The organism is Stutzerimonas kunmingensis (genome assembly GCF_021432085.1).
GTDB lineage: Bacteria > Pseudomonadota > Gammaproteobacteria > Pseudomonadales > Pseudomonadaceae > Stutzerimonas.
Genome location: NZ_CP090366.1, coordinates 1,000,863 through 1,013,716, shown reverse-complemented (window position 1 = coordinate 1,013,716; position 12,854 = coordinate 1,000,863). Strand labels below are relative to the sequence as shown.

The following is a 12,854-nucleotide window of genomic DNA, read 5'->3' as shown; positions in this document are numbered from 1 at the left end:
CCTCAGGCCGCTAATTACTTACTCGAACCAATGGGCTCGGGCGGCCATGATCAGCTTGCCGGCACGCTCTTCATCGATGCCGTCTATGTCGAGCAGGTCGTCTATAGACTGCTCGGCCAGGTCTTCGCGGGTGATGACGCCCCGCACGGCCAACTCGACCGCCAGTTCTTTATCCATGCCATCGAGTGCCAGCAGATCTTCAGCCGGCTGAGCATCCGCAAGCTTCTCCTCGTTGGCGATGGCCTTGGTCAGCAGGCGATCTTTGGCCCGCGTACGCAGCTCATTGACGATGTCTTCGTCGAAGCCTTCGATGCCAAGCATTTCCTCCATGGGGACATAGGCAATCTCTTCGAGGGAGGTGAAGCCCTCTTCCACCAGCACCTGTGCAAGTTCCTCATCAACGTCCAACTCATCAATGAAGTTGCGCAGGATGTCACCGGTTTCTTCCTGCTGCTTGGCCTGGATGTCCGCTTCAGTCATGACGTTGAGCGTCCAACCACTAAGCTGACTGGCCAGACGCACATTCTGACCGCCACGGCCGATCGCCTGCGCCAGATTGTCTTCGGCAACCGCGATATCCATGGCGTGAGCGTCTTCGTCGACGATGATCGCCGCCACTTCAGCCGGAGCCATCGCATTGATGACAAACTGAGCCGGGTTCTCATCCCACAGGACGATATCGACGCGCTCGCCGCCGATTTCGCCAGAGACGGCCTGAACCCGCGAACCGCGCATGCCGATGCAGGCGCCCTGCGGATCGATGCGCTTGTCCTTGGAGCGAACGGCGATCTTGGCCCGCGAACCAGGATCACGCGACGCCCCCATGACCTCAATGAGGCCTTCGGCGATTTCTGGCACTTCGATGCGGAACAGCTCGATCAGCATCTGCGGCGCAGTACGCGACAGAATCAACTGCGGGCCGCGGTTCTCAGTGCGAATTTCCTTGAGCAGTGCGCGAACACGGGCACCGACGCGGAAAGTTTCACGCGCAATGATGTCTTCTCGGGCAAGCAATGCTTCGGCGTTGTTGCCCAGATCGACGATTACGCTGTCGCGGGTAACTTTTTTGACAGTACCGGAAATGATCTCGCCCAGACGATCGCGGTAGGCTTCTACCACCTGCGCACGCTCGGCCTCGCGGACCTTCTGCACGATCACCTGTTTGGCGGTCTGCGCGGCGATACGCCCGAATTCGATAGACTCGATCTTCTCTTCGAACACATCACCGAGCTTGGCGTCTGGATTGCGCTCCTGAGCCTGATCGAGCGCCAGCTGATGGGCTGGATCATCGAAATGCTCATCGTCGACCACGGTCCAGCGACGGAACGTTTCGTAACTGCCGTTCTGGCGATTGATTTCTACACGCAGATCAACTTCGTCTTCGTAACGCTTCTTGGTAGCCGTGGCCAAGGCCAGCTCCAGCGCTTCGAAAATCACACTAGCCGGTACGCCCTTTTCATTGGACACCGACTCCACAACCAGCAGTACTTCTTTGCTCATCGTACGCCTCGCCTTTCGCAATCCATTGGGGTCCGCGGGAACCGTTCTCAGTCAAAACGGGGAATGATGTTGGCCTTATCGATCATGTCGATCGGCAGCAGGTATTCATGATCATCTACCAGCACCACGACATCCTGCTCTTCCACCCCACGGAGAAGACCCTGGAAATTGCGCCTGCCCTCGAAGGGCGAGCGCAGCTTTATTTTTACCTGGTCACCGACATGGGCGGTGTACTGCTCAATGGTGAACAGGGGCCGATCCATACCGGGAGAAGAAACCTCAAGGGTGTAGTCCACGCTGATCGGATCTTCCACGTCGAGCACACCACTCAATTGACGGCTGACCTTCTCGCAGTCGTCGATGAGGATGCCGTCGGCATGGTCGATATAGACTCGCAGCAGTGAATGCCGCCCCTGGGAAATGAACTCAATACCCCAGCACTGATAGCCAAGCGCCTCAACCACCGGGGCCAACAAGGCCTGCAACTGTTCTAGCTTGCTCGACATCGAAGTCCCTCGCGCATGCTGTACAAATGAAAAATGGGCGAAACGCCCATCCCTTTGACCGCCTGTAAATGCCGGCGACCTGGCCTCAAGCTAATAAAAAGCCCCTGTACAGGGGCTCTTTATTGACTGGTTGCGGGGGCTGGATTTGAACCAACGACCTTCGGGTTATGAGCCCGACGAGCTACCAGACTGCTCCACCCCGCGTCAAACTGGGCACGAATTATACGACTCGCGCCTAATACAGGTCAACTTAAAACCCTTAAAACACAAGAAAGCCCGCACTAGGCGGGCCTGCTTGTTTGGTACCGAGGAGGGGACTCGAACCCCTACAGCCTATGGCCACTACCACCTCAAGGTAGCGTGTCTACCAATTCCACCACCTCGGCAAAAACCTTATTGCCCTTCCTCCACCTCAGGGAGATCACCAGCAGAATCCGCCGACTTGCGCTGCTCGAGCACAGGGACGTCTTCGACTGCTGGCTTGCTGGCCGGCACTTCCAGCACAGCTGGATCCGGCAGCCCCGCCTGGGACAACTGATCAGCCTGCTGTTTCGCGAAGAACGCCAAACCCAGGCTGGTCACGAAAAAAACGCCGGCGAGTATAGCAGTAAGCCGACTCAAAAAGGTAGCAGAACCTTGGCTTCCGAAAACAGTTGCCGAAGCACCCGAGCCGAACGAAGCACCAGCATCTGCACCCTTGCCCTGCTGCAGCAGCACCAGCGCAACAACACCTAGAGCAACCAGCAGATGCACCACAATCACGACAGTCTGCAACATCTGTTCAGTTCCCCGCGGCGCGACAGATCGCACCAAATTCATCCGCTTTCAGAGAGGCCCCACCAACCAGCCCCCCGTCAATATCCGCCATCGCGAACAGCTCAGCGGCATTCTCCGCCTTGACGCTGCCACCGTACAGAAGCCTTACGCCTTCAGCGATGCGGCCATCATGACGCGACAACTGCTCTCGAATGGCAGCATGTACTTCCTGCGCCTGCTCAGGCGTTGCGGTCAAGCCACTACCAATCGCCCAAACAGGCTCGTAAGCAATAACCGCCGACTCAAATGCGGCGACACCACGATCATCCAGCACTCGCGCCAACTGACGCCCAACCACTTCGAGCGTCTTGCCTGCCCGTCGCTCTTCAAGCGTCTCACCCAGGCACAACACAGGCTTAAGACCACCCACCTGCGCAGCAGAAAACTTGCGACTGACCACTTCGTCCGTCTCACCCAACAACAGGCGACGCTCGGAGTGACCAACCAGAACCCACTTACAACCGAAATCAGCGAACTGCTCAGCCGAAACCTCACCGGTCAGCGCCCCGAAGCCATTCTGCCCCGCACAATCCTGGGTACCGACGGCAACATGCTCACCATCAACACCATCCAGAACCTGAGAGACATGCACAGCGGAGGGAAACACCGCAATCTCGACATCCGCAGGCAAAACCTGCATCCGGAGAGACTCGACAAGCTCTGCGACGCTAGCGCGGGTACCGTTCATTTTCCAGTTACCAGCTACCATGGGGCGACGCATGCTTTACCTCATCGGTCAAAGTGGGCGCAGATGTTACTCAACAGCAAACGCCCTGGCAAGCGCGATTACGCACAAACTTCGGTAACGATCTTCGCCAGCTCCTCAGCCATGCCACGCACCTGACTTTCGTCATCGCCTTCAACCATGACACGTACCAGCGGCTCGGTCCCGGACTTGCGCAAAAGTACGCGGCCACGACCACCCATGCGCTCGGTAACACTGTCGCAGGCAGCTTGCACGCTAGGATGCGAAATTGGATCGCGCTCGCCAGAAAAGCGCACGTTGATCAGCACCTGAGGGCACTTGTGCCAAGCCAGTCGCTCCTGCGCGAGCGTCTGGCCGCGCCGACGAAGCGCCAGCACAACCTGCAACGCCGCGATGATCGCATCGCCCGTGGTGGTGTGCTGCGCACAGACTATATGCCCGGAGTTTTCACCACCCAATGCCCAGCCACGCTCAAGCATCTCCGCGATCACGTAGCGATCTCCCACCTTGGCGCGGGTGAACGGTATCTCCCGGGCTTTAAAGGCAAGCTCAAGCCCCAGGTTACTCATCAGCGTGCCAACAACGCCGCCAGCCAACCGATCTCGCTCCTGCAAATCAGTCGCGATGATGTAAAGCAGTTCGTCGCCATCCACGACCGCACCGGTGTGGTCGACCATCATCACCCTGTCACCGTCGCCATCGAAGGCTATGCCCAGATCCGCACCATGATCGACAACCGCCTTCTGCAGCTGCCCGACATGAGTGGAGCCGACATCGGCATTGATGTTCAGACCGTCCGGCTGCGCACCTATAACCACCACCTCTGCGCCCAGCTCACGGAACACGCTGGGTGCAACCTTGTAGGTCGCGCCATGCGCGCAGTCGATCACCAGCTTCAACCCGGAGAAATCAGTGCTGGTTGGCACGCTGCTCTTGCAGAACTCGATATAACGGCCAGCCGCGTCATTGATGCGGGATGCCTTGCCAAGCTGTGCCGAGTCGACCACGGTCATCGGCGCATCGATCAGCTCCTCGATCATCAGCTCCACCTCATCAGGAAGCTTGGTGCCGCGACCGGAAAAGAACTTGATTCCGTTATCGTGATGCGGATTGTGCGAGGCGCTGATCACAATACCCGCCTCAGCATGGAAGGTACGCGTCAGATAGGCGACTGCGGGCGTCGGCATAGGCCCAAGCAACAGTACGTCCGCGCCAGCCGCCGACAAGCCCGCCTGCAATGCTGACTCGAACATGTAGCCCGAAATACGCGTGTCCTTTCCGATCAGAATCCGGCACTTTCCCTGCTTGCGAAAGGCCATGCCAGCTGCCCAACCCAGCTTGAGCATGAAGTCTGGGGTGATCGGAGCCTGTCCGACATGCCCACGGATGCCATCGGTACCGAAGTATTTTCTAGTCATGGTGCCTTCCCTATTGCGCCGCCTGCACTGCAGCAATCATTCGAACTACATCAACCGTCTCGGCAACGTCATGGACGCGCACAATTTGCGCGCCCTTGCCTACGGCGAGCGCCGCCAAAGCCAGACTGCCGTACAAGCGCTCATCAACTGGCCGATCCAGCACGGCCCCGATCATGCTCTTACGCGAGACACCGACCAGCAACGGCCGCCCCAGTCGATGCAGCACCTCCATACGCCTAAACAGCACAAGATTATGGTTCAGCGTCTTGGCGAAGCCGAAGCCGGGATCGAGGACGATGCGATCGAGCGGGATTCCCGCTGCAGCACACGCACCCATTCGCTGCTCAAGAAACGAACAAACCTCCTCCACAACGTCGTCGTAGCGGGGATCCCTCTGCATATCACCTGGCTCGCCGCGCATGTGCATCAGGCAGACCGGCAGGCCAGCATCAGCCGCGGCATCCAGCGCACCGTCGCGCTGCAGCGAGCGCACGTCGTTGATCAGCCCAGCGCCCAGCCGCGCACACTCGCGGATGACTGCGGGCGTGGACGTATCCACCGAAACGACCACGTCGAGCTCCCGCGCGATCATCTCTACGACCGGTGCGACCCGCTCCAGCTCCTCGGTCGGCGAGACGGCGCGCGCGCCAGGGCGCGTAGACTCGCCACCAACATCGATCAGCGTAGCCCCAGCCACGGCCATTGCTTCGGCATGCCGCAGGGCTGCCTCGCGCTCGGCAAAGCGACCACCATCAGAGAAAGAATCGGGTGTGACATTGAGAATCCCCATCACATGAGGACGGGAAAGATCGAGAACCCGGCTGCCACATACCAGCCGAGCGGGGGAAAGAGATTCGGTCATTTACGAGCCTTGAGCTTTCAGGCCGGACACCCTGAATAGGCGCCCCCACACCAACTGCACCACCATGGCGCAGCGGGCTGGACAATTTACACCAGAAGGGGCGCATATGCGCCCCTTCTGGTGTACTCCGATTTTCACGCGCCCGATGCAGCCATCGGCTTGCGCATGCCATCAATGCTCGCCGGCAGGACCACCGATCGGGGTTTGCGGGCGACTATCATCAGGCACGACTGGCGTACCGGACGCGCCCGAGCCGCCTTCCCAATCACGCGGCTCCCGAGGTGTGCGCCCAGCCATGATGTCGTCGATCTGCGGCGCATCAATGGTCTCGTACTTCATCAAGGCTTCGGCCATAACATCCAGCTTGTCACGATTATCGGTCAAGATCTGCTTGGCCGTTCCGTAGCAGTGGTCGATGATGCTGCGGACCTCTTCATCGATCAGCCGCGCGGTTTCACCGGATACATTGGAATGCTGGCTGCCAGCACTGCGACCGAGAAACACCTCGCCCTCTTCCTCGGCGTACATCAACGGCCCAAGCTTCTCCGACAAGCCCCACTTGGTCACCATGTTCCGCGCCAACTGCGTGGCGCGCATGATGTCGTTCGACGCACCCGTGGTGACACCCTCGAAGCCCAGTGTCATCTCTTCCGCAATCCGTCCTCCGAACAAGGAGCAGATCTGACTGATCAGCGCCCGCTTTGACAGGCTGTAACGATCCTCCTCCGGCAGGAACATGGTGACGCCTAGCGCTCGACCGCGAGGAATGATGGAAACCTTGTATACAGGATCATGCTCGGGGACCACGCGCCCGACGATGGCATGACCTGCTTCGTGGTAAGCAGTGTTGAGCTTCTCCTTCTCGGACATGACCATTGACTTGCGCTCGGCGCCCATCATGATCTTGTCCTTGGCCAGCTCGAACTCACGCATTTCGACGATGCGCTTGTTGGAGCGCGCGGCAAACAGCGAAGCCTCGTTGACCAGATTGGCGAGATCCGCACCGGAGAAGCCCGGAGTGCCCCGCGCAATTACACCCGGCTCGACGTTCTCGCTGATCGGCACCTTGCGCATGTGCACCTTCAGGATCTGTTCGCGACCACGAATATCCGGCAGGCCGACTACAACCTGACGGTCGAAACGCCCTGGACGAAGAAGCGCAGGATCGAGCACATCGGGACGGTTGGTCGCCGCAATGACGATGATCCCGTCGTTCATCTCGAAACCGTCCATCTCCACCAGCAACTGGTTGAGGGTCTGCTCGCGCTCATCGTGCCCACCACCGAGACCTGCGCCACGATGACGGCCGACTGCATCGATCTCGTCGATAAAGATGATGCACGGCGCGTGCTTCTTCGCCTGCTCGAACATGTCGCGGACACGACTGGCACCGACACCGACGAACATCTCGACGAAATCCGAACCGGAAATGGTGAAGAACGGCACCTTGGCTTCACCTGCAATCGCCTTGGCCAGCAGCGTCTTACCAGTGCCGGGCGGGCCGACCATCAGCACACCACGCGGAATGCGACCGCCGAGACGCTGAAACTTGCCAGGATCACGCAGGAACTCGACCAGCTCGTGGACTTCTTCCTTCGCCTCATCGCAGCCGGCGACGTCAGCAAAGGTCGTCTTGACCTGATCTTCGGAAAGCAGGCGCGCCTTGCTCTTGCCGAAACTCATCGGCCCACCCTTGCCACCCGCACCGCCCTGCATCTGCCGCATGAAAAACATGAATACAGCGATGATCACCAGAATCGGGAAGCTGGCAACAAGAAGCTGGGTCCAGATACTTTGCTGCTCAGGCTGCTTGCCCTCGATCAGCACGTTGTTGTCGAGCAGATCGCCGATCAGACCATTGTCCTGAATCGCCGGGCGAATGGTCTTGAAGGTATCGCCTTCGCTGCGCTTGCCGATGATCACGAAACCATCGACCGTCACACGCTCGACGCGCCCTTCCTTGACCTGCTCGAGGAAGTCGGAATAGCTCAGCGTCTGCGGCTCGCTGGGGCTGGAGAAGTTGTTCATCACCGTGACCAGGACGGCGGCGATGATCAGCCACAGAATCAGGTTTTTTGCCATGTCGTTCAAATTAACTACCCTCTGGAGCAAACCCGTTGTCTGCGGGCCGCATGACGGCCGGTTGGTTGCTCGGCCTAACTTACTACACAACGTACTGGAACTGGCAGCCGGTCTGTAACCCTATGAAACAGCCTAGCCCTTGTAACACCGAGCCGTCCATTCAACTGAAGCCTGCACGATAGACCGCAAGATATGGCATTTTGCACCGAGCGCTATTCGCTACATTTTTTGAAGCAGCGCGCCCCGCGACGCAACTCTGCAACCCATATTGGGGCCGTATGGACAATCACAAGGCCGGCATGATTTTTCGTCAGCTGATATCTGACGCGGATCCAGAGACATTCGACGCACGACCCCAGCCACCGAAGAAGAACTTTTTGTGGGTACGGACGGATACAGCATGCCCCAAGCTGACACCTCATCTGTGCGGTCATGCACCTCTCGGTTACACTAGCCGCCGTTTTTCAAGGTTCTGACGCAAGGGTCGACATATGCCGCTCACCAACGAGCAAAAGAAGCAGTACAAATCCATCGGCCACCATCTGAAACCGGTCCTGATCGTAGCCGAGAACGGACTGACCGAAGGCGTTCAAGCCGAACTCGAGCGGGCCCTGAACGACCATGAGCTGATCAAGATCCAGTTCCGCCTCGCAGAGCGTGAAGACCGCCGCGCGCTGATGGAAGAACTGTGCAAGGTCGGCAAGTGCGAGCTGGTACAGACCATCGGCAAGATGGCCTTGGTGTACCGCAAGAATCCGAAGCCGAACAAGCAGCTTTCGAACATTCACCGCTTCCAGGCCTGAGATCGTGCGCGGCAGACTCAATCTGCCGCGCGCTCAGTACTCGCGTCCCGGAGCGGGCTGCAAGACCAGCATCAGGCCACACAGCGCCATCGCCAGAAAGCTGAAGCTGGCCCAGTAGAGCGATTCGAACCAGCCCGCCCGCATCAACAACAGGCTGCCCGCGAGCATCATCACTGTCAGCAAAAGCTGGCCGCGAACGTCACGCCACAAGCCGCGCAGCCCCATCACCTGAACCAACACCAGCGCCTGCAGCGCGCTACAGAGTGCGGCAAAGCCGACCAGCAGCGGCTTCAGGCTGCCAGCGATCTCATCGACCAATAAAGGTGCCAGCCCGACGCGCCCAAGGGCAGGCAAGACCAGAAATTGCAGCAGCCACAAGCCGCCGACCCAGAATGTCTGGGCCAGCTGCCAGGTGATGATGCCAGCCCGCGCCGGCTGTCGGTCAGACGTGGCGGACTTCGACAATCTCGTACTCGATCAACCCACTGGGCGTTTTGACGGCTACGACATCACCTTCTTCCTTGCCGATCAATGCGCGGGCAATCGGCGAACTGACCGAAAGCTTGCCCTGCTTGATGTCAGCTTCATCGTCGCCGACGATCTGGTAGGTCACCTGCTCGTCGGTCTCGACATTGGCGATATCCACAGTGGTACCGAAGATTACCTTGCCAGTCGGCGGGATATTGGCGATGTCGATCACCTGGGCGTTCTGCAGTCGACCCTCGATGTCGCGGATACGCGCCTCAACCATGCCCTGCTGCTCACGCGCGGCATGATACTCGGCGTTCTCCTTGAGATCGCCCAGTTCGCGCGCCTCGGCGATCGCCTGGGTGATCTGCGGACGCAAAACGGTCTTCAGATGCTTGAGTTCGTCTTCCAGGGCGCGAGCGCCCTGGATGGTCATTGGAAATTTTGTCATGCCTTGATTCCTGCATGGAGATCCTGCAAGCGGCGCACGGTCTTCTCGGGACCGAACTTGAGCGCCTCACAGATCGCCTGGCCACCCGCGATAGTGGTGGTGATGCAGATCTTGTGCTGCAGGGCGTTGCGCCGAATGGAATACGAATCGGCGATGGACTGACGGCCTTCGGTAGTGTTGATGACCAAGGTGACTTCGTCATTCTTGATCATGTCGACCACGTGCGGACGGCCTTCGGTCACCTTGTTCACACGGCGCACCGGCAGTCCGGCCGCCTCGATGATCCGCGCGGTGCCGGCGGTGGCCACCACCTCGAAACCGAGCCCGACCAGATCACGAGCGACCTGTTCGACGTAAGGCTTGTCGTCTTCGCGCACGCTGAGGAACGCGCAACCCGAGGTCGGCAGGATTTCGCTAGCGCCCAGCTGGGCCTTGGCAAAGGCTTCGGCAAAGCTGTCGCCTACGCCCATCACCTCACCGGTGGACTTCATCTCCGGACCGAGGATGGTATCGACGCCGGGGAACTTGGCGAACGGGAATACCGCCTCCTTAACGCTGTAGTAGGTCGGGATGATTTCGCGAGTGAAGCCGATTTCCTTCAGCGTCTTGCCAGCCATCACGCGCGCGGCAACCTTGGCCAGCGACTCGCCAATGCACTTGGAAACGAACGGCACCGTACGCGAAGCACGCGGATTGACCTCGAGCACGTAGATATCTTCGCCCTGCACGGCCATCTGTACGTTCATCAGGCCTATCACGTCGAGCTCCAGGGCCATCTTGCGCACCTGGTCACGAATCTCGTCCTGAATATGCTGCGGCAACGAGTAGGCCGGAAGCGAGCAGGCCGAGTCACCGGAGTGGACACCGGCCTGCTCGATGTGCTGCATGATGCCGCCGATGACGACGTCAGTGCCGTCGCAGACCGCGTCGATATCCACTTCGATGGCGCAGTTGAGGAAGTGATCCAGCAGCACCGGGCTGTCGTTGGACACCTGGACCGCTTCACGCATATAGCGCTTGAGTTCCTCTTCCTCGTAGACGATCTCCATCGCCCGGCCGCCCAGCACGTAGGACGGGCGCACCACCAGCGGGTAGCCGATCGCCTTGGACGCAGCGATGGCTTCCTCCTCACTACGCGCCGTAGCATTCTGCGGCTGGCGCAGATTCAGACGCTGCACCATCTGCTGGAAGCGTTCACGGTCTTCGGCGCGGTCGATCGCATCCGGACTGGTGCCGATGATCGGTACACCCGCCTCTTCCAACGCACGGCAGATCTTCAGCGGGGTCTGCCCGCCATACTGCACAATCACCCCCTTGGGCTGCTCGACACGGACGATTTCCAGCACGTCTTCCAGGGTTACCGGCTCGAAGTACAGGCGGTCGGACGTGTCGTAGTCGGTGGAGACGGTTTCCGGGTTGCAGTTGACCATGATGGTCTCGTAGCCGTCTTCGCGCATCGCCAGCGCGGCGTGCACACAGCAGTAGTCGAACTCGATGCCCTGTCCGATACGGTTGGGGCCGCCACCCAGGATCATGATCTTGTCGCGGTTCGACGGGTTGGCCTCGCACTCTTCCTCGTAGGTCGAATACATGTAGGCCGTATCGGTAGCGAACTCGGCGGCGCAGGTGTCGACGCGCTTGTAGACCGGCAGTACCTTGAGCTTGTGACGGTGGCTGCGCAGGTTCTTCTCGGTGACGCCCAACAGCTTGGCCAGACGCGCGTCGGAAAAACCCTTGCGCTTGAGCTTGTACATCATGTCGCGGTCGATGCTGGACAGGCCCAGCGTCTTGACGTGCTCTTCATCCTTGACCAGATCCTCGATCTGCACCAGGAACCAAGGATCGATCTTGGTCAGCGCGAACACATCTTCGACACTCTTGCCGGCACGGAAGGCGTCGGCGACATACCAGATGCGATCGGCGCCCGGCACCGTCAGTTCGCGCTTGAGGGTGCTCTCGGCCTCGGCGTCAGCCAGATTCAGTTTCGGATCGAAACCGGTTGCGCCGACTTCCAGGCCACGCAGCGCTTTCTGCATGGATTCCTGGAAGGTGCGACCGATCGCCATGACCTCACCGACCGACTTCATCTGAGTAGTCAGGCGCGCGTCGGCCTTGGGGAATTTCTCGAAGGCAAAGCGCGGCACTTTGGTCACGACGTAGTCGATGGCCGGCTCGAAAGAAGCAGGTGTGCGACCGCCAGTGATGTCGTTCTGCAGTTCGTCGAGGGTGTAACCGACGGCCAGCTTGGCGGCGATCTTGGCGATCGGGAAGCCTGTGGCCTTGGACGCCAGCGCCGAGGAACGCGACACCCGCGGGTTCATCTCGATCACCACCATGCGGCCGGTATCTGGACAAATGCCGAACTGCACGTTGGAGCCACCAGTTTCCACGCCGATCTCGCGCAGCACCGCCAGCGAGGCGTTACGCAGGATCTGGTATTCCTTGTCGGTCAGGGTCTGGGCCGGCGCGACGGTGATCGAGTCGCCGGTGTGCACGCCCATCGGATCGAAGTTCTCGATGGAGCAGACGATGATGCAGTTGTCCTTCTTGTCGCGGACCACCTCCATCTCGTATTCCTTCCAACCGATCAGCGACTCGTCGATCAGCAGCTCACTGGTCGGTGAAAGGTCCAGACCGCGGGCGCAGATCTCTTCGAACTCTTCACGGTTATAGGCGATGCCGCCGCCGGTGCCACCCATGGTGAACGACGGGCGAATGATGCAGGGGAAGCCGACCTTGTCGAGCACGCCGTAGGCTTCTTCCATGTTGTGCGCGATGCCGGATACCGGACAGGCAAGACCGATCTCCTTCATCGCCTTGTCGAAGCGCGAACGGTCTTCGGCCTTGTCGATGGTGTCGGCGTTGGCACCGATCATCTCGACGCCGAACTTCTCCAGAATGCCGTGCTTTTCCAGGTCCAGCGCGCAGTTCAGCGCGGTCTGGCCACCCATGGTCGGCAGCAGTGCGTCCGGACGCTCCTTCTCGATGATCTTGGCCACGGTGGCCCATTTGATCGGCTCGATGTAGGTGGCGTCAGCCATGGCCGGGTCGGTCATGATGGTCGCCGGGTTGGAATTCACCAGGATGACGCGGAAGCCTTCCTCCTTAAGCGCCTTGCAGGCCTGAGCGCCGGAGTAATCGAACTCGCACGCCTGGCCGATGACGATGGGGCCGGCGCCGAGGATGAGGATGCTTTTGATATCTGTACGTTTTGGCATTTTCTTACTCTCGAATCCTTTGGT

Annotated in this window: 11 protein-coding genes and 2 tRNA genes; 1 reads left to right on the top strand and 12 read right to left on the bottom strand. The window is 59.6% G+C overall.

The annotated features are described in order from the left end of the window. Nucleotides 1–18: 18 nt before the first annotated feature. The 9 genes from nusA to ftsH form a co-directional block, all read right to left on the bottom strand. Nucleotides 19–1,500 carry a transcription termination factor NusA gene (nusA, locus tag LW136_RS04695; RefSeq protein WP_046620279.1) on the bottom strand — a complete coding sequence of 494 codons (1,482 nt, stop codon included), beginning with the start codon at nt 1,498–1,500 and terminating at the stop codon, nt 19–21. 47 nt (nt 1,501–1,547) lie between these two features. Further along, nucleotides 1,548–2,006: a ribosome maturation factor RimP gene (rimP, locus tag LW136_RS04690; RefSeq protein ID WP_015275886.1), complete on the bottom strand. Its 459-nt coding sequence runs from the start codon at nt 2,004–2,006 to the stop codon at nt 1,548–1,550. Between the two features lie 127 nt (nt 2,007–2,133). Continuing rightward, nucleotides 2,134–2,210, bottom strand: a tRNA-Met gene (locus LW136_RS04685). 96 nt (nt 2,211–2,306) lie between these two features. Further along, nucleotides 2,307–2,392, bottom strand: a tRNA-Leu gene (locus LW136_RS04680). A 7-nt stretch (nt 2,393–2,399) separates the two neighbouring features. Then, nucleotides 2,400–2,783, bottom strand: coding sequence for a preprotein translocase subunit SecG (gene secG / locus LW136_RS04675; protein WP_230358393.1), 384 nt, complete (start codon nt 2,781–2,783; stop codon nt 2,400–2,402). Between the two features lie 4 nt (nt 2,784–2,787). After that, a complete protein-coding gene (tpiA, locus tag LW136_RS04670) occupies nt 2,788–3,543 on the bottom strand; it encodes a triose-phosphate isomerase (RefSeq protein ID WP_230358392.1) in 756 nt (251 codons plus the stop codon). 65 nt (nt 3,544–3,608) lie between these two features. Further along, nucleotides 3,609–4,946, bottom strand: a complete 1,338-nt coding sequence (gene glmM, locus LW136_RS04665; protein WP_230358391.1) for a phosphoglucosamine mutase — start codon at nt 4,944–4,946, stop codon at nt 3,609–3,611. A 10-nt stretch (nt 4,947–4,956) separates the two neighbouring features. Beyond that, the gene (folP, locus tag LW136_RS04660; RefSeq protein ID WP_234174714.1) at nt 4,957–5,808 is read right to left on the bottom strand and encodes a dihydropteroate synthase; all 852 of its coding nucleotides are present in this window, start codon (nt 5,806–5,808) and stop codon (nt 4,957–4,959) included. Nucleotides 5,809–5,979: 171 nt separating this feature from the next. Further along, on the bottom strand, nt 5,980–7,890 hold the full coding sequence (gene ftsH / locus LW136_RS04655; RefSeq protein WP_042924365.1) for an ATP-dependent zinc metalloprotease FtsH: 1,911 nt from the start codon (nt 7,888–7,890) through the stop codon (nt 5,980–5,982). A gap of 491 nt (nt 7,891–8,381) precedes the next feature. Here ftsH and yhbY point away from each other — a divergent pair, with 491 nt between their 5' ends. Further along, a complete protein-coding gene (gene yhbY, locus LW136_RS04650) occupies nt 8,382–8,693 on the top strand; it encodes a ribosome assembly RNA-binding protein YhbY (protein ID WP_041016118.1) in 312 nt (103 codons plus the stop codon). 33 nt (nt 8,694–8,726) lie between these two features. Here yhbY and LW136_RS04645 read toward each other — a convergent pair whose 3' ends face one another. The 3 genes from LW136_RS04645 to carB are packed head-to-tail and all read right to left on the bottom strand — an operon-like array spanning nt 8,727 to nt 12,830. Next, nucleotides 8,727–9,158, bottom strand: a complete 432-nt coding sequence (locus LW136_RS04645) for a DUF4149 domain-containing protein (RefSeq protein ID WP_230358389.1) — start codon at nt 9,156–9,158, stop codon at nt 8,727–8,729. Further along, nucleotides 9,136–9,612: a transcription elongation factor GreA gene (greA, locus tag LW136_RS04640; RefSeq protein WP_041016117.1), complete on the bottom strand. Its 477-nt coding sequence runs from the start codon at nt 9,610–9,612 to the stop codon at nt 9,136–9,138. The genes LW136_RS04645 and greA overlap by 23 nt, the downstream gene beginning before the upstream one ends. Beyond that, nucleotides 9,609–12,830: a carbamoyl-phosphate synthase large subunit gene (gene carB, locus LW136_RS04635; protein ID WP_234174713.1), complete on the bottom strand. Its 3,222-nt coding sequence runs from the start codon at nt 12,828–12,830 to the stop codon at nt 9,609–9,611. The genes greA and carB overlap by 4 nt, the downstream gene beginning before the upstream one ends. Nucleotides 12,831–12,854 lie beyond the last annotated feature (24 nt).